Origin of the sequence: Acidaminococcus sp. AM33-14BH (assembly GCF_003603525.1) — a bacterium.
In the GTDB taxonomy this organism is placed as follows: domain Bacteria; phylum Bacillota; class Negativicutes; order Acidaminococcales; family Acidaminococcaceae; genus Acidaminococcus; species Acidaminococcus intestini.
Genome location: NZ_QTNG01000004.1, coordinates 129196 through 149437 on the forward strand (window position 1 = coordinate 129196; position 20242 = coordinate 149437).

The window sequence follows — 20242 nt, forward strand, 5'->3', positions numbered from 1 at the left end:
GGGAGGCACTTCAGGGATGGAGAAGCATGAAGAAATGGGTTCAGAAGTCGCGGCTCAGAATGAAGCCAATCAGGAACTTTTGGAAGAGCAAGTGGAAAACGACCTTACGACAGCCCTTGACCGCAAGGATCGTGACGCGGTAACAACCTTATTGGAGGAAGCCCACCCTATAGACGTTGCCATTGCCCTTGAAGAGGTCTCTGACAGCGACATCCTCTTTTTAAACAGTTTGGTCACGGCTGAGCAGCTGGCCGAAATCGTGGAACAGGCAGAAGAGGATTTGCAGATACGGATCATGAAGCTCCTTGACCTGGACCGCATCCTCGCTGTCTTCCAGTTCATGTCAAAGGACGATATTGTCGATATCCTGGGCAATATGCCCGTCAACCGCCGTAAGGAACTGTTGAAGCTCATGAAAAGCGGTGACCAAACGGTCATCAGGAACCTCCTCGGTTACTCGGAAACGAGCGCTGGAGGGATCATGACGACGGAATTCATTTCCATGCGCAATACACTGACGGTGAGCCAGGCGCTGGAAAAAGTTAAGGAAATCGCCCTCAAAACGGAAGAAATCAATATCCTTTATATTACCAACGAGAAGAAACAGCTCGTTGGAACCGTTTCACTGCGGGAACTGCTTGTTGCCCAAAACTATGATACCCTGCAGGACATCATGGAAGACAATGTCATTTCCGTTGAACCGGAAACGGACCAGGAAGACGTTGCCAGACTCGTCTCAAAATACGACCTGCACGCCATTCCGGTTGTCAATAAACGGATGGGCATCATCGGCATCATCACCGTTGATGATATCATCGATGTCATTGAAGAAGAAAATACGGAAGACATGCTCAAATTGGGCGGTGTCAACAAGGAAGAAGATGTGGACAGTTCTGCCCTGGAATCGGTCCATATGCGGCTGCCCTGGCTCCTTGTCAATCTCGTGACGGCCTTTTTGGCGTCCGCCACGGTTTCCATGTTTGAAGATACCATTTCTCAAGTCGTGGCCCTTGCCGCTTCCATGCCCATTGTAGCCGGTATGGGCGGAAACGCGGCTACCCAGACCCTGGCTGTGGTCATTCGCGGCATTGCCATTGGGGACATCAAGCTTCATGGCAATGAAAAACGCATCCTGAAAAGCATTTTCGTGGGCTTTATGAATGGTATGGTCTGTGGCATCCTTGCGGCCTTTGTTGTTTCCTACATGTATGGCAATCCTTATTTGGGCGTCATCATCCTTGTGGCCATGGTGGCCAACATGATGATTGCGGCTTTTGTTGGCTTTGTCATCCCAGTGGTCCTTAAAGCCTGTCATGCCGATCCCGCTGTTGCCTCGAGCATTTTCATCACGACCTTTACGGATGTGTGCGGCTTCTTCATCTTCTTGGGACTTGCCAAGATCTCCCTGCCTTACCTCATCCGGTAGGAATCCTTTGCTAAGACCGATGGAACGATTTATCCATCGGCCTTTTCGTTTTTGTATAGAATTTGTAAACTCTTTTTCTGAATTTCCCCGTTATTCCTTGAAACATGATATAATCAAACAATATAAAGAAAGGAGCGATGCTGCCTTGTCGCAAAAGTATGGTCTGACCACTCAGGAAGCAGAAGCCTCGCGTGCCCAGTATGGACGCAATGAACTGTCCCGTCCTCCCAAGGAGACATTCTGGCAAAAGTTTGCCGCTAACCTCAAAGATCCCATGATCCGGATCCTCACGGCCGCCCTTGTCATCAATATCATCTTTGTCTATACGGGACATGGAGACTGGCTGGAAACGGTGGGAATCTTTCTTGCCATCCTTCTGGCGACTCTTGTCAGCACCTATTCGGAATATGCCAACGAAAACGCCTTTCAGAAACTCCAGGAAGAAGCCTCTCGGATTTTCTGCAAGGTCTATCGGGATGGGGAGCCCCAGGAAGTAGGCATTGCCGATATCGTAAAGGGAGACGCCATCATCCTCCAGGCGGGTGATAAGGTCCCTGCCGATGGGGTCATGCTCGCCGGCACCCTCAAGGTGGACCAGTCCGTCCTCAACGGGGAAAGTGAAGAAGCTCCTAAGATTCCGGGGAATCCTTCCCTTATCCTTGACCCGGAAAAAGTCGATTTTCTCCAGACCTATGCCGTCTACCGCGGTTCCGTCGTCCTTGAGGGTGAAGGCATTATGCGGGCTGACTGCATTGGGGATCTGTCCGTTTATGGAAAACTGACACAGGAACTCAAGGACAATGAACGGGAAAGCCCGCTCAAGCACAAACTGCGCATCCTGGCTGCCGTCATCAGCCGCATCGGGTATCTGGGCGGGGTCTTCATTGCCCTTGCCGTCATGATCCATAAGATGCTGCAGGCCCCGAGTCTTGGCGCGTACCTCACAAGCGGCGGCGCCCTCGTCCAGGATTTGGTTCAGGCCGTCATCCTCGGTGTCATCATCATCGTCATGGCTGTTCCTGAAGGGCTTCCCCTTATGGTCGCCCTTGTTTCGAGCCTCAACATGCGCAAGATGCTCAGGGATAATGTCCTTGTCCGCAAACTTGTAGGAATCGAAACGGCGGGCAGCCTGAACCTGCTTTTTACAGATAAGACAGGAACCATTACCAAGGGAAAACTGACTGTTGTCACGTTTCTTGCCGGCGATGGCACGGTCTACACAGAATTTACGGCTCTTCCGGAAATGCTCCGCAAGGCCACTTATGCCAACTGTGTCATCAATACGTCAGCTGCTGTGAACGAAGAGGGCAAGATCATTGGCGGGAACATGACGGAAACGGCCCTGAGCGCTTATATGGAAGGCTATAAGACGGATCTTGGTGTGACACGGACCCATTTTGTACCTTTTAACAGTACCAATAAATATTCCTGGGCCCATGTGACGGGGACCTATGATCTGTGCCTTGTCAAAGGGGCTCCGGAAAAACTCCTTCCCGCCGCTGACCAGTACCTTGACGCAGAAGGAAAGAAAGCCGTCCTTACGGGGGACATGAAAAAGTCCCTTGATGAAACCATGGTGGGCTATGCCAAGGACTCCATCCGCATGTTGGGACTTTTCATCCGTGAAGGGGCGATTGCCGGTGAAAAGGTCCCTCAAAACGGGCTGATTCTTGTCGGCATCGTCGGTATCCGTGATGATGTCCGCCCAGAAGCCGTAAAGGCCATCAAGGAAGTCCAACGCGCCGGTGTCCAGGTTGTCATGATTACCGGTGACCGCCGGGAAACGGCCATGGCCATTGCCCGCGATGCAGGCATTCTGAAGGAAGATACCGATATTGTCTGGACCAGTGATGATCTTTCCCGCCTTTCTGACCAACAGGTGCGGGAATCCCTTCGCCATCTACGTGTTGTGGCCCGAGCTCTTCCGATGGATAAATCCCGCCTTGTCCGGATTGGGCAGGAAATGGGACTTGTCGTGGGGATGACCGGAGACGGTGTCAACGATTCGCCGGCCCTTAAAAAAGCCGATGTGGGCTTTGCCATGGGCAGCGGCACGGAAGTTGCCAAGGAAGCCGGCGATATTGTGATCCTTGATGATAACTTCTTATCCATCAAGCAGGCCATTCTTTACGGACGGACCATTTACAACTCCATCTGCCGCTTCATTGTCTTCCAACTGAGCATCAATTTCTCGGCTGTAGCCATCAACCTGCTGGCGCCTTTCTTAGGAATTGAAAAGCCGCTGACCATCATCCAGATCCTGTGGATCAACCTCATCATGGATACCTTGGCAGCCCTTGCTTTTGGCGGCGAGCCTGCCCTTGACCGGTATTTGGAGGAAGCACCAAAGGAGCGGAGTGCGCCCATTGTCAGCTCGTCCATGCTGACGAAGATCATCCTGGGCGGGGCTTACACGACTCTTCTCAGTCTGATGCTGTTCTTGTGGGGGCCCTTGAAGGATCTTTTCCGGCCCCATGCAGAAGCACTGCCCCTTTATACGGGATTTTTCTGCACCTATGTGTTCCTTGCCGTCATGAACGCGTTCAATGTGCGTGTTGATTCTGTCAATCTTTTCGATCACCTCACAAAGAATCGGGGCTTCATCGAAATCAATGCCATGATCATCGTCATTCAGGTCATCATGACCTATGTAGGCGGCCGCGTACTGCGGGTCGTACCGCTTACCTTAGGGGAGTGGGGGACTGTCCTTCTTCTTTCTTTGTCCATCCTCGTTGTGGGGACGCTCTTTAAGGTTATTGCCCAAAATCATTAAGGCCGGGGGCCATGGGAAAATGAGGACGTCGTTTTTTCATGGCCCTTTCTTTTGATTGATCCATCTTGACATTATCTTCACATTTTCTCCACCCCTTGATCAAGGACATCTGCTACAATATAGGAGAAGCAGAAAGGAGATGGAAGCGATGAAAAAAATTATGATTCTGGCCCTCTTGACCCTATTTGCCATTCCGACCTACAGTGTCCTTGCTGCAGAAAGCCCAGCGTCTAACAACACGGCGCAGACTGATCGCGCTCCCTATTGTTGGGGTGGGTATCGTGGTGGCAATGGAAACTATGGCGGCTGCCCGGGCTGGCAGTACCAGAACCAAAATAACAACTGATCCCTTTGGGAATCGACCCTTCTCTCTAGGCTTACGAGGGAAGGGTCATTTTCTTTTTTTCCATCCTATGCTATCATTACAGGCACTGAAGGAGGTGGCACGATGCCTGCAAATTCCATACTCATTGCTGATGATGATGAGAAGCTTCTCAGCGTCCTTCTTTCCTATTTCAAGGACGAGCAGTTTACTGTCTATCTGGCCCGCGATGGGGCGGAAGCCCTCAAGCGCCTCAAGGAAGATCATCCCGATATCATGGTCCTTGACATCATGATGCCCGGAATCGATGGCTTTGAAGTCTGCCGCAGGGCGCGGCAATTTACAGATATTCCTATCATTTTCCTTTCTGCCAAGGACGATGAAGCCGACCGGCTCGTTGGGCTCCATTTGGGGGCTGATGATTATGTGGTAAAACCTTTTCATGTACGGGAACTGATTGCCCGCGTAAAAAGCTTTCTCCGGCGCCGCCGCGGGGAAGTCCTCAGCCAGGTCGCTTCCTACGAGATCCGGGACCTATTCATTGATAAGGAACGTTTTGAAGTACGCCGGAAAAAGGCGTGGATTTCCCTTACCCCAACGGAATTCAGCCTGCTTGATATCCTTGCCTCTGCACCGGATCGTGTCTTTAGCCGCATGCAGCTCTTGGAAAAGGCCATGGGCGGCGCCTATTACGAAGGTGCGGAACGGACCATTGATACCCATATCCGGAACCTCAGAAAGAAGCTGGAACCGGATCCGTCCCAACCAATCTATATTGTGACCGTTTACGGAGTTGGCTATAAATTCCAGGGAGCGCGCCATGAAGCATAAAAACAGCCTTGCTTTTCGTTTGACCGTCATGGTCCTTGTCTTGCTCCTTGTGACCATTGGGGCCATGATGTTTCTTACAAAGTTCCAGATGGATGCCCATTTTTCCCAATACCTATATAATTCATCCCATATGATGGGGCAAGCAAGAGGCATGCACGGCATGATGCATGGACCGGCTGAAACTGTCTATCTGTCTTCCGTCCATAGCAGCCTTTTTTGGCTGGGCTTTGGCATGGCCCTGTTAAGTGCCTTGATCTGCTTTCTCATGGTGCGGGAAGCCCTGCGTCCTCTTAAGGACCTTACGCAGGCGGCTCGATCCATCAAGAAAGGCTGCTATGACCAGCACGTTCCGGTTTATTTTTATGACGAAGTCGGGCTTCTTACGGAGACTTTCAATGAAATGGCCCGCGCCCTCGATGAAGCGGAAAAAGGAAGACGGCAGCTTTTTGCAAATATGGCGCATGAACTGCGGACCCCCCTTGCTATCATCAGCAGCAATCTTGAAGGCATGATTGACGATGTGTTTCCCCTTGACAAGAAACGTCTTCTTTCCATGGAAGACGAAGCCCTGCGCATGGGGCGCCTGATCCAGAACCTGCGGGACCTATCCCTTGCCGAAGTGGGGCAACTGGAGCTCCATAAGGAAAAAGGAGACCTAGTCGTGCTCATCAAAAAAGCCGTCGCCATGATGGCACCCCTTTTTGAAGAAAAAAAGCTGTCCGTGACCCTGTCCCTTGAAGATTCTCTTCCGGATCTTCTGTTTGACCGGGACCGCATGAACCAGGTCATCTATAACTTATTGGGCAACGCTGTGCGTTATGTCCCACAGGGGCGCGCCCTCTTTATTTCCGCAGTTAGCCAGATGGATGGGAAAAACGCCTATCTCCTTACGGAAATCCGGGATACGGGGGACGGCGTTCCGCCCGATAAGCTGCTGCACCTTTTCCAGTATTTCTACCGCGGTGAAACCTCGAGGAACCGCCAGAGCGGCGGCAGCGGCATCGGCCTTGCCCTGGCCCGTCAGCTAGTCCAAAGCCATGGCGGAAAACTCTGGGCCGAAAGCAAGGTGGGGGAAGGGACAAGCTTCTTCTTTACCCTCCCCGTAACAACTGACAACGCACACCCTACAATTCAAAACTAGCAGTAAAAGGGCCCTGCCAAGAGATGATTCCCGGCAGGGCCCTTTGAATCATGATTTTTTGAGGGCTGTAAGGTCCGCATCGTAGCGCTTAAGAACGGGGTCAATGGCCTTTAGGAAAATGGCAAGACGTTTTGTCCCAAGAGGCGTCAGATGGATGAAGGTGGACCGCTTATCTGTCTTACAGGTGGTGCGCATAATGACGCCGCAGGAGTGCTCAAACTGCTGGAGCATGCGGCTTGTGGCGCTGGGACTGAGTCCGACTTTCTGGGAAAGGTCCTGGATGGCAAGGGCCTTATCCTCACTTTTACTTAAAAAGTAGAGGGTGTAGAATTCGTTGAGGCTTACACTGTGCTCACACTCAAGAAGGGTTTTTTCAAGGGCTTTCTTGATTTCTTCATGGCGGCAGCGGAAGCTAAGCCAATCTGCTAACGTTGCCATAGCTTTATGCCTTCATGCGGATGACCAGCTCTTTTGCTGCCACAAGACCGAGCTTATTGGCAGCAAGGGGACTGTCACCGGTGATTACATTGCGGTCCACATGGACGGCCCCTGTAATGTCGGAATTGAGGAGATGGACCCCAAGCTTTTCGAGGCTTGCGGCAAGAAGCCAGCGGAGGCACCCCGGCATGTAGCCAATGTCCTGGTTGGCCCCTTCGTCAAGGGCATCGGGGAAGACTTCCATATCAAACCCTTTGAAGAGATAATCTTCCGGTTTTTCATCAATGGCCGCAGCAAGAAAGGCCGCCGGTCCATGGCAGAGGGAAATCAGGACCTTGTTTTCCTTCATGGCCCACAAAAGGACGCGTTTGACGTCGAGGCTGAACGGTAGTCCTACAAGGGCTGCATGGCCGCCTGGAAAGAAGGCTCCGACATAGCAGCTCTCAGGTTTTGTTACTTCGCCAATGATGTCAGACAGGCGTTTAGGTTCCTTGAACTTTGGCAGGATGCTGTCATAGTAGCCCATGACAGCCTTGTCTTCTGTCGGCATGGCCCATTGCTCCAATTTGACCGGATTTCCGGAGAGCGTAGCTACCTCGATTTCAAAACCCGCATGGGCGAGATGCATCATGGGGAGCAGGGTCTCAACAGGATGGTTCCCCGTGGAAAAGAAATTATCCTTTTTCGTAAGGACGTAGCGTTCATCACTTGCGACAACAAGGATTTTTTTGGTGGGCCCTTCATAGGGGGTGATGCCGCCGTATCCCTTGAAATCGGTGACCTTGCTTGTATAGACGCTCAGGGAGTATTCGGAAGGGAAAAAGGCATTGCGTTCTGCCCGGTCAGGAACTGGAAGCTTACTGAGTTCAGTGGTCATAAGAAATTTCTCCTTTAACAATGAATGAATTTTTAAATTGCTTGCACACGCAAATAAATAATACCGAATCATTGTCCTTTTGTCAAGAAAAAAGGGGGAGAGGAGGCCTTTCCCCACCCCCATGAAACGGGCTAGACCCGGAATGAAGCATGGGACCCCATAACCCCGCCCGTGACGATGAGCTGGGCGGGAATCCGTTCCTTGAGCTCTGCCACGTGGGAAATGATGCCGACAAGGCGGCCCCCTTTCTGGAGGTCCATGAGCGTGTTCATGGCTTTGTCTAGGGTTTCCGGATCAAGGGAACCAAAGCCTTCATCGACCAGGATGGTATCCAGATGAAGCCCCCCGGCATAGGACTCAAGGACATCTGAAAGACCAAGGGCAAGGGAAAGGGAGGTGAAGAAGCTTTCCCCGCCTGACAGGGTATGGACTGACCGTGCCTGTCCCGTGTACGCGTCAAGGATTTCCAGGTCGAGTCCCTGCTCCTTCCGGGCATCGTATATGCCTTCCCGGCGATAGAGGGTATAACGGCCTTCACTGATGGACGAAAGGCGCAGGTTGGCTGCCTTGAGAACAGCGTCGAGGATGGATTGGAGAACGTAGGCAGAAAAGGACAGGTTCTCGCTGTTTTGCCCCTTTGCTGTGGCCGCAAGAAGGCCGATAGGACCATAGTCGTCCTGGAGTTTTGCAATTTTTTCTTCAAGGCTTTTCAGGGCATCCCTTTCCTTTTCCTCGCGGGCGATGCGCTCGCCAAGGGCACCTCGTTGTGTTGCCAGGGCTTCATAATAGCTGCGGGCTGCCTTTTCCTTTTCTTCAAATGGCGCCAACAGGGGTTTTTCCTTCCCTCTGATTTCGTTCTGAAGGATCTTCAGTTCCCCTTCCGTGCTGGCTTTCTGCGCTTCAAAACGGGTCACTTCTTCTTGCATGGCCTCTTTTTGGGTAAGGTCATGATGGGCGGCAAGAAAGGCGGGCTGATCGGGGAAAGAAGAGGCTTCAAGAGCCTTTTTGAAGGACTCTTTGTCCTGATTGAGCGCTTGATGGGCTTCCCTTGCGGAACGCTTTGCCGTTTCCAGGCTGCCGGCTGCTTTTTTCAGCGCACCTTGGGCCTTTTCAAGGGCGTCTTGTTCTTTTTTCAGGGCCGCGATTTTTTCTTCAAGATCGTGCTGCTCTTTTTGCAGACGGGCCTTTTCTTCCTGGGTCTGGGTAGCTGGATGGGGATGGGTGAGGGAGCCGCAGACGGGGCATGGTTTCCCCTTTTCAAGACTTCCAGCAAGGCGGACCATTTCGCCTGAAACTGCCCTCATGCGGGCCAGTTCTTCCCGCGCCCGGGCTACTTCTTCTTGGAGCAGGGCCGTATTGGTGCCTGCTGCTTTTTGGGAACGAGCCGTGACTTCTAAAAGGGCGCGCCCATGGTCCTTTTCCGCTTCTTTTTCGAGAGCTTCCGCCTGACGCGCCCGATTGAGGCTTTGCCAGGCCCTGTCATAAGGGGCGTGGAGTTTTTGTGCTTCATCAAGGAGTTTCAGCTTCTTTTTCAGACTTTCGATGGACCCTTCTTTTTTTTCAAGGGCTTTGCGGCGCGCACAGACCGCTTCGTAGGAGGCAAAGAGGACCTGCTGCTTTTTTGCCCCTTCAAGGGCTGCTGTCGCTTTTTTAAGGACGGCATTGGCTTTTGCGGCTTCTTTTTCCTTTTCCTTCAATAGGCGCTTATTTTCGCTGAGCACCTGGACCAGTTCTTCCAGGGACGCGGTTTGGGCCTGTTCCAGCAGATGAGTCTTTTTGGCGGCTGTTTCTTCGTAGTCTTTTTTGAGGGCCTTTGCCCGCGCGTCGAGGGCTTCTTCCAGTTTTCGGTAGGCTTGGGTCTTGAAGAGGGTCTCCAAGATGATGCGGCGCTCTTTGGAATCGGCCATGAGGAAACGGCGGAATTCACCTTGGGGAAGGACCATGAGCTGACGGAACTGGGCCGCCTTGAAGCCTAAGATGGCTTCTACTTCCCTTGTGACGGCGCCGTAGCTTGACGCAAGGAGCGTGCGTTCCCCCTTATCATCGATTTCAACAAGGCAAGCTCCGGCAGGAACGCTCCGCGTTCCTTCGCCGCGCTGTTTTACAAGTTCCTGTTCCGGCGTCCTTGTCACCTCATAGGTGCGATCCTGGTTCGTAAAAACAAGCTGGACCTCGGTTTTTACTTTGGGGGACGCATAGTCGCTCCGTAAGGAGCGGTTTTCCCGCAGGTCGCCGCTGGCGGTTCCATAAAGGGCAAAGGTCATGGCATCAAGGATGGTCGTCTTGCCACTTCCCGTGGGACCGGTGATAAGAAAGAGCTGATGATTCTTAAGGACTGTAAAATCAATGGTTTCCTTGTCCGCATAGGGCCCAAAGGCCTGCATCATGAGTCGTCTTGGTTTCATCAGGCGTTCCTCCCTTCGCGTCGTGTTTCGTCAAGGACCGCGGCAAGGAGGCTTTGTTCCCTGTCATCCATAGACCGTTTCTGAATGGTTTCAAAAAAGTGTTCAAAAAGTTCTACTTCCGTAAGGTTCTTGCGCTGCCTAGCCGGATCTTCTTTCTTTTCTTTGGAAAGTCCTTCATACCCCAGCTGCAGGATATGGGGATAGACGGCTTCCAGGCGGCTTTTGGGGTCAAGGACAGGCGTACTGTCCGTGAGGACGATCTTAAGGTAATTCTCCCTTTCTTCCAGACGGGGATGAGTCAAAAGGTCCTCAAAGCGCCCCTTGAGGACAGAGAGCTCATGAGGGGGCGTGAGTACAAGCGGGGTTGTCGTGACATTTCCTGCTGCGTCCATGTCGACGATGATGACCCCTTTTTTCTGGCTTACTTCAGAAAAGGAATATTTCATGAGGGACCCGCAGTAAAAGGCCCGGTCCGACAGGCGCTGCTGGGCGTGGAGATGGCCCAGGGCCGTATAGTGGAAAGCGTCATATAAGGAAAGGGCAACCGAACTGGAGCCACCGGCAGCAAGGGGCCGCTCCGAGTCAGGGGTGACTTGTGCCCCCGTGACAAAAGTATGGGACAGGGCAATCTTGCGTGACTTCTGCGGGATTGCCGAAAGAATCCCTGCAATCTGCCAGGAAAGAGCAGCTTCATGGGTGGTCTTTTTATCCCCCGACAGCTCCGTCGCCGTAAGGGGCTCGCAGTAGGGAAGTGGGGCCACGTAGATGGGACCTGTTTTGTCGGAAAGGATGACCGGTTTTGGCTTGGCACTTGCAGGCCCTGTGATAAAGAGGTTTTCCGACGCAAACAGGGCCCTGCCAAAATTAAGCCGGTCAGGGTTATCATGATTGCCTGCAATGATGACGGTCGGGATCTTTTCCCCCAGGACGAGTTGGACGAGGATTTCATCAAGGGCGCGTACGGCTTCCGTGGGCGGGACGGAGCGGTCATAGATATCGCCTGCAATGAAGAGGGCATCGATCTTTTCCTCCCTGATGATGCTCATAAGCTCGCCAAGGACCGCCATCTGGTCCTCAAGGAGATGAAGGCCATGAAAGATGCGCCCCAGATGCCAGTCCGATGTGTGGAGAAAACGCATGATACCCATCCTTTCTGTACATGGAAAAAAGAAAAGGGCTGTGAAAAAATGAGCCAATCATCTCTTCGAAGCCCTTTCTTCGTCTGTTGTGGTTTTATGGTTTCATCAATAAAAAGGAACGGCAGCCGCTTGTCCGGGTCGTTATTCTAGGGCCCAAGCTCATTTTTCTAATCTTTTTTTTACGGCCGTCATCAGGGGTGACTTCATGATGAGTCCCGCTAGCAGGGCACCGCCTAAGGCACTCATGCCAAAGGGAATGACAAAAAAGTAAAAGGGCACGGTCTTTCCCATGAGGTAGGTACTCATGAACGAGGCGATGAGCGCGGCAACAAGACCCGTACCGATCATTTCACCCAGAAGGGAAGCCCCCTCTTTTTTTGTGCGGGTAAAGAACATTCCTGCAAGGTACGCCCCGACGATGCTTCCTGGAAAAGCCAGAAGGGAGCCGGTCCCCAATAGATTGCGCAAAAGGGCAATGAGAAAGGCCACAATAGCGGCTTTCTTGGGACCTATCAGGACACCGGCCAGGCAGTTGATAAGGCTCTGCATGGGAAAGCATTTGCTGACGCCGACGGGGATATAGAAAAGACCCGCCGTAAGGGTTCCCAAGGCGACAAAAAACGCGGATAAGGTAAGACAAAAGGATTTCATGGTCATGACCTCTTTTTATGGAATGGAACTGCTTTCCTTAGTATAGCCTACTTTGGGAGGCAAAAAAAGGGGCCCGGCCCGGTTTGTGAAGAAAAAAGGACAAATCATGACGCTTGCCCTTTCGTCGTGTATAATAGGGGAAGAACCTAGGAAAGGACACCTCGATGATGAAAAAGATCCTGCTTCTTTTTTGCCTTGTTTTTGGACTTTCTTTTGTCCCGACGGCCCAAGCGGCCATGATCAGTGAAAAACAGGAAATTGAAATGGGGGAAAGGGCGGGAAAAGCCCTGGAAGCCCAATATGGACTCTATCAGGATGATGAAGTGGCAAGCCGCATCGACCGCATCGGAAAAGCCCTTGCCGCTCATTCGACGCGGCAGATTCCCTATACCTTCAAAGTCCTCAATACACAGGACGTCAATGCTCTTGCTTGTCCCGGCGGCTTCATCTATGTCTATAAGGGCCTTGTGGATACCATGACCAGTGATGATGAGCTTGCCGCTGTCTTGGGCCATGAAATTGGCCACATTGAAAAGCGCCATACCGTCCATCAGATTGAAAAACAGATGGCCCTGTCCCTTCTTACCATCCTTGCTGGCGCGGCCAGCGGGGATCCTGGCGCAGGACTGGCCCTTGCTTCCACGGTCAGTTCGGCCCTCATGGCAAGCTACAGTCGGGGAGATGAGCGGGAAGCCGATCAGGAGGGCTTCCGTCTTGTGAAAGAAGCTGGCTTCAATCCCTATGGTGCTGCCGTTACGATGGCAAAACTCGAAGACCTTGCCAAGGATTATGGCAATCCCGAGTATGGTCTTTATTCGTCCCATCCAGAACCGGAAGCCCGTCTTAAAGCTGCCCTCAAAGAGGTGGACGCCCTTCATCTGCCGGAAAAAGTAACGGAAAATGCAGATGGCAGTGCCACCGTATCTGATGGGACGTTTTCCTATACATTCAGCAAGGCCCATGGCTATGATAAGCCCCTTTATCGGGCCCGCCTCATGGCAGGGGCCCTGTATCTGGTCGAAAAGAGAGGCCCTGTGGACGGGACTCATTTCATTTCCATTGACAGCGACCGCTCAAGTGATATCTATTATGAGGATATCCGCATCCTGCGTTTTTATGACAGTGACCGCGCGCTGGGAGAAAGCCTCAGTGATGGAGCGATGCGCATTACGGAACAGCTCCAGAAATGGGCGGCAGCTGCGGCTGATCGGCAAAAGGCGCAAAAAGCAGTCAGTATCCATCCGCCTCTTAAAAAAGCAGCCTAAGGAGGACTCACCATGGTGCCTTTACGAGAACATGAAACCCTTTGGCAGTATCTGAAAAAGCAGACGCGTCCCATCGTCCTTTATGGCATGGGAAATGGGGCGGATGCCATTCTTGATCGCTTGGATCGATTGGACATTCCCGTCAATGCCGTCTTTGCCAGCGATGAATTTGTCCGGGGGCAGGTTTTTCGGGGGTTTCCCGTCTTGACCTACGCCAAGGTTCACGCGGCCTATCCGGACGCCATCGTGCTCATTGCCTTTGCTAGCGAGCGGCCTGAGATCCTTGCCCGCTTTTTTGCCATCAGCCGTCAGCATGAGACCTACGCACCCCATCTGCCTTTATTTGGCGATGAATCAGTGGTCTCGCCGGCTTGGCTCCTTGCCCATGAAACGGAACTGGAAGCTGTCTATGAACGCCTTGCCGACAGCAAGAGCCGCCGTGTTTTTTGCGATATCCTTGACTATAAACTCAGCGGGAAGCTGACCTATCTGGAAGGGGTCTCACGGCGGTGGGACGATCTTTTGACCCTTTTTTCCTGGTCCGACCGGGAACGCTATGTGGATCTTGGCGCCTATAACGGCGATACACTGCGGGAGTTCCTTGCCCTTACGGATGGTCAATATGAGCATCTGGATGCCGTAGAGCCGGACCCGAAGAACTTTAAGAAATTGCGGATCTTTGTGGAATCCCAGCAGATTCGCAAATGCGCCCTCCATCAAAAGGCTATTTGGAGCGGGATGACCTCTTTGCCGCTCGCTGCCAAGGGCGGCAGGATGTCCTATCTTGCGCAGACGGGAAAAACCGTCACGGAAGGGGTAAGCCTTGATGAAATCGTGGGGAAGGAGCGCGTCACCTATATCAAGATGGATGTGGAAGGCGCGGAAAAAGAGGCCCTTTTGGGTGGTGCGGAAAGCATCCATACGTGGCATCCCAAGATGCTCATTGCTGGCTACCATCATGATGATGACCTGTGGCGCCTGCCCCTATCCATTTGGCAGCTGGTACCGGAGTATCGTATCTATCTCCGCCGCCACCCTTATGTGCCGTGCTGGGAAATCAATTTCTTCTGCACTATATAAAAGTTAACAAAATGAAGCAGTTTTTCTTATATTCTTCTCTAAAAGGAATCATTCTGTTGTACCCTAAGACGGAATATGGTATGATTACCAAATACAGCAGTTCATTATGGAACTTGACTGACCACAGTAGAAAAGAAGGAAAGAAGGATGGGAAGTATGAAAAACTTGACCAATGCAAAAAAAGGCTTGATCCTCCTTGCCGTTGCTGTTTTGGGCCTTACGGCAGGATGTGGGGGCGATAAGGGGTCCGCACCAGCCCAAAAAGACAGTGCCAAGATTGGCGTTGTCCAGCTCGTGACCCACGATGCCCTTGATGCTGCCAATAAAGGCTTTATCGATGCCCTTGCAGCCAATGGCTACAAAGAAGGGCAGAATCTTGAAGTGGACCAGCAAAATGCCCAGGCTGACCAATCCAATCTGCAGACCATTGCCCAGCGTTTTGTCAACAACAAAGTGGACCTGATCTGTGCCATTGCAACGCCGGCTGCCCAAACCGTAGCTAATGCAACAAAGACCATCCCTATTTTAGGAACGGCCATTACGGATTACAAAGAAGCCAAGCTCGTCAAGGATAACGCAAAGCCGGGGACCAATGTTTCGGGCACGACGGACATGAACCCTATTGATAAGCAGGTTGACCTCTTAAAGACCCTCCTGCCCAAGGCCAAGACGGTCGGTGTCATGTACTGCTCCAGCGAAGTCAATTCCCAGCTCCAAGTTTCCATCATGAAGAAGATTGCCGGGGAAAAGGGACTGACCGTCAAGGAAGCGACGGTAACCAACGTCAATGATATCCAGCAGGCTGCCCAAGGCCTTGTGGCCCAAGGGGTCGACGTCATCTATATCCCGACAGATAACGTCATGGCTTCGGCCGTACCGGTTCTTACAAAGGTGACCAATGCTGCCAAGATTCCTGTGATTGCCGGTGAACCGGGGGAGGTCCGGAAGGGCGCTCTTGCGACCATCGGGATCGACTACTACAAACTAGGTTACCAGACGGGCCTGATGGCCGTGAAGGTGCTTCGCGGGGAAGCAAAACCCCAGGATATGCCCATTGAAACCCAAAAGGATGTCAAGGCAACGGTCAATGACACGGCAGCTAAACTTCTGGGAATCACCATCCCGGAATCCATCCGTAACGGTGCCGATGTTGTCCAATAAGAAGAAAATGGGTCAAAAAAGATCCATGACGGAGCTGCAGCTGGTAAGAGCACTGCAGCTTCGTTCTGATTTATGAGCGATAAAGGAGGCAGCATCCGTTATGATTGATTTGATAATTCCCACTCTCTCCCAAGGACTTTTGTGGTCCCTCTTGGCTCTTGGTGTCTACATCACGTTCCGGGTCCTTGATTTTGCCGATATGACCGTCGAAGGGTCCTTTCCCTTGGGTGCCGCCATTTGTGTCTATTTCCTGATCCGGGACCATCATCCCTTGCTGGCCCTGCTTGCCGCTGGTCTTTTGGGCGGCGTTGCAGGCATCGTGACGGGACTTCTTCACACGAAGCTTCGCATCCCGTCGCTGCTTGCAGGAATCCTTTCCATGATTGCCCTTTATTCCGTCAACCTGCGTATTATGGGTAAAGCCAATGTTTCCCTTTTGGGAAAGGAAACAGCGTTTACCTATATGGAAACCTTGGGCCTTGACTATGCCCAGTCCGTCTTTATCGTAGGGCTCTTGGCCACGGTGGTCATCGGGACCTTGATCTACTGGTTCTTTGGTACGGAAATCGGAGCCGCCATCCGGGCCACGGGTTTTAACCCGCAAATGATCCGCGCCCAAGGCATCGATACCAATGTCATGCTTCTTTTGGGGCTTTTCTTGAGTAATGCCCTCACCGCCATGGCTGGCGCCTTCATTGGCATGAACAATGGCTTTTTCGATGTGGGAATGGGCGTAGGCACCATCGTCATCGGCCTTGCATCTGTCATCATTGGGGAAGTCCTCTTTGGCACGCGGAGTTTCAAGAACAGCTTGGTTTCCGTTATCCTCGGATCCATCGTTTACCGTTTTGTCATTGCCATCGTGCTCCAGATGGGAATGCCACCCAACGATCTCAAGCTGTTTACGAGTGTGCTTGTCGTCATTGCCCTTGCTCTGCCCATGATGCGGGATAAGGTCCAGAGAAGAAAGGTGGGCTGACCATGCTGGAACTGAAAAATATTAGTAAGACCTTTTTTCCCGGAACCATCAATGAGAAAAAAGCTTTGCGCGGCGTCGATCTCCATATGGAAACGGGGGATTTCATCACTATCATCGGTGGCAATGGTGCGGGGAAATCGACACTCCTAAATTCCATTGCCGGTGTCTTTCCCATTGATGAAGGATCCATCACCATTGATGATGTGGAGCTTACCCAGATGCCGGAACATCAACGGGCCCGCTATATTGGCCGCGTTTTCCAGGATCCCATGATGGGTACGGCAGCCGGCATGATGATTGAAGAAAATCTCGCCATAGCCAGCCGCCGCGGCAAAAGGCCGGGGCTCTCCTGGGCCCTTAAGGAAGAGGAACGTTCCCATTTCAGGGAACTGTTAAAGGAACTGGACCTAGGACTTGAAGACCGCCTGACTGCTCGGGTGGGACTGCTTTCCGGCGGACAGCGCCAAGCTCTGACGCTCCTTATGGCCGCCATGAACCATCCTAAATTGCTCCTTCTTGATGAGCACACGGCGGCCCTTGATCCAAAAACGGCCGAAAAGGTCCTTGCCCTGACGCAAAAAGTCATTGCCCGGGACCATCTGACAAGCCTCATGATTACGCACAATATGCGGGATGCCCTGCGTTTTGGCAACCGCCTCGTCATGATGAATGCCGGCCGCATCGTTGTCGATGTGGGCGGCGAAGAAAAAAAGCGGCTGACCATCCCGGACCTCCTGAATCTCTTTGAAAAGGCCTCGGGAGAAGAACTTGATAATGATCGAATGATCCTGGGCTGATCTGGGATCAATAATTGAACGAGAGGGGACATGACTTCCATGAAGAAAGTACCATTTGTTACGAAAGCACAGGTCGAGGAAATTGCAAAGACTTATCCAACGCCATTTTACATCTATGATGAAAAAGGTATCCGCGAAACGGCACGGAAAATCAACCAAGCCTTTTCCTGGAACAAGGGCTATAAGGAATATTTTGCTGTCAAGGCAACGCCCAACCCTTATATTTTGAAGATCCTCCAAGAAGAAGGCTGCGGGACCGATTGTTCGTCCTACACGGAACTTTTGATGAGTAAGGTCTGCGGATTTTCCGGCCGTGACATCATGTTCTCGTCAAATGATACACCGGACCAGGATTATCGCCTGGCCGCTGAACTGGGAGCCATCATCAACCTTGATGACTTTACCATGATTGACACGGTAGAGCGTCTCGTCGGTATCCCGGAAACAATTTGTTGCCGCTATAATCCGGGCGGTACCTTTGCCCTTGGCAATGACATCATGGATAATCCTGGCGACTCCAAATATGGGATGACCAAGGCCCAGCTCATGGAAGCCTTCAAGATCCTCAAGAAGAAGGGCGCCAAGGAGTTTGGCATCCATGCCTTCCTTGCCAGCAATACCGTGACCAATGAATATTATCCGGAACTGGCCCGCCAGCTTTTTGAACTGGCCGTGGAAGTCAAACATGAAACGGGGATTGCCGTCAGCTTCATCAATCTTTCCGGCGGCGTCGGCATTCCTTACCGTCCGGACCAGACGCCAAATGATATCCTGGCCATTGGTGAAGGGGTTCACCGCGTCTATGATGAGGTCTTTGGTCCTGAAGGCATGACAGACGTGCGTCTCATGACGGAAATGGGCCGCTTTGTCACGGGGCCTTATGGAGCGCTTATCGCAAAGGCCATCCATTTCAAGCATATCTATAAGGAATATGTCGGTCTTGATGCCTGCGCGGCCAACTTGATTCGTCCTGCCATGTACGGAGCCTACCATCATATTACGGTCCTTGGCAAGGAAAATGCCCCCTGCGATCATAAATATGACGTGACGGGCGGCCTCTGTGAAAACAATGATAAGTTCGCCGTTGACCGGATGCTGCCGGAAATTGAAGAAGGTGACTATCTTTTCCTTCATGATGCCGGCGCCCACTGCTACGCCATGGGCTACAATTATAACGGTAAGCTATGGTGCGCAGAACTCCTGCTCCAGGAAGACGGAACCGTCAAGATGATCCGCCGCGCCCAGACTCCGAAAGACTATTTTGCAACCCTCGACTTTACTGGTCTTTTTGATGGAGTGGAATGATGAAGAAAAATGACACGGAAAGAACCTTGGAAGGGATGATCCATATCCCGACACTGAAACTGCGCCTTGCCCTTGAAGGAATTCTCGTTGGCCTGTTTGCCGGTGGCTGTATTGCCCTTTTGCGCAGCTGCCTTGAATACGTTTCGGAACGGCGCTCCCTCATGGTGGCTTTTTTGCAGAACGTCTCCATGACCTACGCCTTCTTCTGGGTCCTTGCCCTTGTGATGACGAGCCTTGTCATCAGCGGCCTTGTTAAATGGGTCCCCATCGCTGGCGGCAGCGGCATCCCTCAAGTGCGCGGTATCGTCATTGGCGTTTATTCCAGCCTCCATTGGTTTCGTGTCATCGTGGTCAAACTCATCACAACCGCACTGGGGATTGGAGCGGGGCTGTCCATGGGGCGGGAAGGACCTTCCGTCCAGATTGGCGGTATGGCAGGTCAGGGCATAGGCAAACTCTTCCGTAACTCCAATGTGGAGACTCGGGCCCTCATCAGCAGTGGTGCGGGGGCCGGACTTGCTGCCGCCTTCAATGCGCCGATGGCAGGCTGCCTTTTTACGATGGAAGTCATCCATAAAAACCTTTCCGCCCTTGTCATGCTGCCAACCCTTATGGCCAGCCTGACGGCCGCTGTAGTGGCTCACTTCGTGTTTGGCACGGAAACGGTTTTTGCTATTCCGCGTATGCCCATCCTCGATGCGGCCTATTTGCCCCATTTGGCCCTTTTGGGGCTTTTTACGGGGACAATCGGGGTGCTTTTCAATAAGGCATCCCTGAACATGGGGCGTTTCTATGGCCTCTCTTTTTTCAAGGCACCGTGGATAAAGCTCCTTTTCCCGCTCCTTCTTACCATCCCTCTCACGTTCTTTTTTCCCTACGTATTGGGGGCCGGGGATGGGGTCATAGAAGATATGGTGGAACTTAAGGGAACGGTTCCCTTCATCATCCTGCTCCTTGTCGGGAAATTTGCCTTTACCATGTTCAGTACCGGTTCCGGCGCGCCAGGCGGTTCCCTTCAGCCTATGCTCGTACTAGGGGCCATCTGCGGAGGCCTTTACGGTAACCTTGCTGCAGGCCTTGGCCTTTTGCCGCCGGAATATCGGCTCCATATGGTGGTCTTTGCCATGGCCGGCTTTTTCACGGGCTCTGTCAGGGCTCCTGTTACGGGGATCCTGCTTCTCTTGGAACTGACAGGCCGGTTCTATCATATGGTTCCCCTCGGTATCGTTACACTTTTTGCCTATGCTGCAGGTGAACTGCTCCGCGATCGGCCCATCTTTGACGCTATTCTCGAAGATGACCTTAAGGTCCGCTTCCCGAAAACGGCCAAAAAGGACCAGCTGCAGCGCAATCCCTATGTTTATGAAGCTGCTGTGGAAAGCGGTTCCCTTGCTGAAGGCAAAAGCTTGAAGGAGTTGAAGTTTCCTGGCAAAGCCCTGGTGGTTTCCGTGCGGCGTGGTGACAGTACCCTCATCCCCGACGCCAGCCTTGTGCTTATGCCAGGTGATTATCTTTACATTCTCCCTAACGAGGCACGGATCTCAGACCTGACTGGCCTGCTCAAGACCCAAGAAAAAGAATAAGGTTTTTCCCCTGCGGCTGCCGCAGGGTTTTTTCGTCATGAACCTTCCTTCTGGATTCCCTGCGTTTTT

The 20242-nt window shown here is 52.3% G+C and carries 17 protein-coding genes; 12 read left to right on the forward strand and 5 right to left on the reverse strand.

Annotated elements, in window-relative coordinates; translation table 11 throughout:
* Window positions 1-16 precede the first annotated feature (16 nt).
* From mgtE to DW817_RS04475, 5 genes are all read left to right on the forward strand, one after another.
* Window positions 17-1426, forward strand: coding sequence for a magnesium transporter (gene mgtE / locus DW817_RS04455; RefSeq protein WP_120111212.1), 1410 nt, complete (start codon window positions 17-19; stop codon window positions 1424-1426).
* A 19-nt stretch (window positions 1427-1445) separates the two neighbouring features.
* On the forward strand, window positions 1446-4199 hold the full coding sequence (locus tag DW817_RS04460; protein ID WP_009016166.1) for a calcium-translocating P-type ATPase, PMCA-type: 2754 nt from the start codon (window positions 1446-1448) through the stop codon (window positions 4197-4199).
* 148 nt (window positions 4200-4347) lie between these two features.
* On the forward strand, window positions 4348-4545 hold the full coding sequence (locus DW817_RS04465; protein ID WP_016459623.1) for a hypothetical protein: 198 nt from the start codon (window positions 4348-4350) through the stop codon (window positions 4543-4545).
* Window positions 4546-4647: 102 nt separating this feature from the next.
* Window positions 4648-5352 carry a response regulator transcription factor gene (locus DW817_RS04470; RefSeq protein WP_021736373.1) on the forward strand — a complete coding sequence of 235 codons (705 nt, stop codon included), beginning with the start codon at window positions 4648-4650 and terminating at the stop codon, window positions 5350-5352.
* Window positions 5342-6493: an ATP-binding protein gene (locus DW817_RS04475; protein WP_120111215.1), complete on the forward strand. Its 1152-nt coding sequence runs from the start codon at window positions 5342-5344 to the stop codon at window positions 6491-6493. The genes DW817_RS04470 and DW817_RS04475 overlap by 11 nt, the downstream gene beginning before the upstream one ends.
* Before the next feature lie 48 nt (window positions 6494-6541).
* On the opposite strand, the gene DW817_RS04480 is transcribed toward DW817_RS04475, so the two are convergent.
* From DW817_RS04480 to thiW, 5 genes are all read right to left on the reverse strand, one after another.
* Entirely contained in the window at window positions 6542-6931 is a 390-nt protein-coding gene (locus DW817_RS04480) for a MarR family transcriptional regulator (protein ID WP_009016163.1), read from the reverse strand.
* A 4-nt stretch (window positions 6932-6935) separates the two neighbouring features.
* On the reverse strand, window positions 6936-7808 hold the full coding sequence (gene hchA, locus DW817_RS04485; protein ID WP_009016162.1) for a glyoxalase III HchA: 873 nt from the start codon (window positions 7806-7808) through the stop codon (window positions 6936-6938).
* A gap of 131 nt (window positions 7809-7939) precedes the next feature.
* Entirely contained in the window at window positions 7940-10213 is a 2274-nt protein-coding gene (locus DW817_RS04490) for an AAA family ATPase (RefSeq protein WP_021736371.1), read from the reverse strand.
* A complete protein-coding gene (locus DW817_RS04495; protein ID WP_021736364.1) occupies window positions 10213-11352 on the reverse strand; it encodes an exonuclease SbcCD subunit D in 1140 nt (379 codons plus the stop codon). Before DW817_RS04495 ends, DW817_RS04490 begins: the two co-directional genes overlap by 1 nt.
* A 159-nt stretch (window positions 11353-11511) precedes the next feature.
* Complete coding sequence (gene thiW, locus DW817_RS04500) at window positions 11512-12003, reverse strand: energy coupling factor transporter S component ThiW (RefSeq protein WP_009016159.1); 492 nt, start codon at window positions 12001-12003, stop codon at window positions 11512-11514.
* Between the two features lie 164 nt (window positions 12004-12167).
* On the opposite strand from thiW, the gene DW817_RS04505 reads away from it, so the two are divergent.
* From DW817_RS04505 to DW817_RS04535, 7 genes are all read left to right on the forward strand, one after another.
* The gene (locus DW817_RS04505; protein ID WP_021736377.1) at window positions 12168-13268 is read left to right on the forward strand and encodes a M48 family metalloprotease; all 1101 of its coding nucleotides are present in this window, start codon (window positions 12168-12170) and stop codon (window positions 13266-13268) included.
* A gap of 12 nt (window positions 13269-13280) precedes the next feature.
* The gene (locus tag DW817_RS04510; RefSeq protein ID WP_009016418.1) at window positions 13281-14348 is read left to right on the forward strand and encodes an FkbM family methyltransferase; all 1068 of its coding nucleotides are present in this window, start codon (window positions 13281-13283) and stop codon (window positions 14346-14348) included.
* A gap of 156 nt (window positions 14349-14504) precedes the next feature.
* A complete protein-coding gene (locus tag DW817_RS04515) occupies window positions 14505-15509 on the forward strand; it encodes an ABC transporter substrate-binding protein (RefSeq protein WP_009016419.1) in 1005 nt (334 codons plus the stop codon).
* 100 nt (window positions 15510-15609) lie between these two features.
* Entirely contained in the window at window positions 15610-16488 is an 879-nt protein-coding gene (locus DW817_RS04520) for an ABC transporter permease (protein ID WP_009016420.1), read from the forward strand.
* 2 nt (window positions 16489-16490) lie between these two features.
* Window positions 16491-17285 carry an ABC transporter ATP-binding protein gene (locus DW817_RS04525; protein WP_009016421.1) on the forward strand — a complete coding sequence of 265 codons (795 nt, stop codon included), beginning with the start codon at window positions 16491-16493 and terminating at the stop codon, window positions 17283-17285.
* Window positions 17286-17324: 39 nt separating this feature from the next.
* Window positions 17325-18590, forward strand: coding sequence for a diaminopimelate decarboxylase (locus DW817_RS04530; RefSeq protein WP_021736405.1), 1266 nt, complete (start codon window positions 17325-17327; stop codon window positions 18588-18590).
* On the forward strand, window positions 18587-20173 hold the full coding sequence (locus tag DW817_RS04535; protein ID WP_021736382.1) for a ClC family H(+)/Cl(-) exchange transporter: 1587 nt from the start codon (window positions 18587-18589) through the stop codon (window positions 20171-20173). Before DW817_RS04530 ends, DW817_RS04535 begins: the two co-directional genes overlap by 4 nt.
* Window positions 20174-20242: the final 69 nt, after the last annotated feature.

What these genes read in the sequence shown, in the direction of transcription:
- mgtE (WP_120111212.1), top strand. Translation starts at nt 17, where the DNA reads ATGGAGAAGCATGAAGAAATGGGTTCAGAAGTCGCGGCTCAGAATGAA.
- DW817_RS04460 (WP_009016166.1), top strand. Translation starts at nt 1,446, where the DNA reads ATGGAACGATTTATCCATCGGCCTTTTCGTTTTTGTATAGAATTTGTA.
- DW817_RS04465 (WP_016459623.1), top strand. Translation starts at nt 4,348, where the DNA reads ATGAAAAAAATTATGATTCTGGCCCTCTTGACCCTATTTGCCATTCCG.
- DW817_RS04470 (WP_021736373.1), top strand. Translation starts at nt 4,648, where the DNA reads ATGCCTGCAAATTCCATACTCATTGCTGATGATGATGAGAAGCTTCTC.
- DW817_RS04475 (WP_120111215.1), top strand. Translation starts at nt 5,342, where the DNA reads ATGAAGCATAAAAACAGCCTTGCTTTTCGTTTGACCGTCATGGTCCTT.
- DW817_RS04480 (WP_009016163.1), bottom strand. Translation starts at nt 6,931, where the DNA reads ATGGCAACGTTAGCAGATTGGCTTAGCTTCCGCTGCCGCCATGAAGAA.
- hchA (WP_009016162.1), bottom strand. Translation starts at nt 7,808, where the DNA reads ATGACCACTGAACTCAGTAAGCTTCCAGTTCCTGACCGGGCAGAACGC.
- DW817_RS04490 (WP_021736371.1), bottom strand. Translation starts at nt 10,213, where the DNA reads ATGAAACCAAGACGACTCATGATGCAGGCCTTTGGGCCCTATGCGGAC.
- DW817_RS04495 (WP_021736364.1), bottom strand. Translation starts at nt 11,352, where the DNA reads ATGCGTTTTCTCCACACATCGGACTGGCATCTGGGGCGCATCTTTCAT.
- thiW (WP_009016159.1), bottom strand. Translation starts at nt 12,003, where the DNA reads ATGAAATCCTTTTGTCTTACCTTATCCGCGTTTTTTGTCGCCTTGGGA.
- DW817_RS04505 (WP_021736377.1), top strand. Translation starts at nt 12,168, where the DNA reads ATGATGAAAAAGATCCTGCTTCTTTTTTGCCTTGTTTTTGGACTTTCT.
- DW817_RS04510 (WP_009016418.1), top strand. Translation starts at nt 13,281, where the DNA reads ATGGTGCCTTTACGAGAACATGAAACCCTTTGGCAGTATCTGAAAAAG.
- DW817_RS04515 (WP_009016419.1), top strand. Translation starts at nt 14,505, where the DNA reads ATGAAAAACTTGACCAATGCAAAAAAAGGCTTGATCCTCCTTGCCGTT.
- DW817_RS04520 (WP_009016420.1), top strand. Translation starts at nt 15,610, where the DNA reads ATGATTGATTTGATAATTCCCACTCTCTCCCAAGGACTTTTGTGGTCC.
- DW817_RS04525 (WP_009016421.1), top strand. Translation starts at nt 16,491, where the DNA reads ATGCTGGAACTGAAAAATATTAGTAAGACCTTTTTTCCCGGAACCATC.
- DW817_RS04530 (WP_021736405.1), top strand. Translation starts at nt 17,325, where the DNA reads ATGAAGAAAGTACCATTTGTTACGAAAGCACAGGTCGAGGAAATTGCA.
- DW817_RS04535 (WP_021736382.1), top strand. Translation starts at nt 18,587, where the DNA reads ATGATGAAGAAAAATGACACGGAAAGAACCTTGGAAGGGATGATCCAT.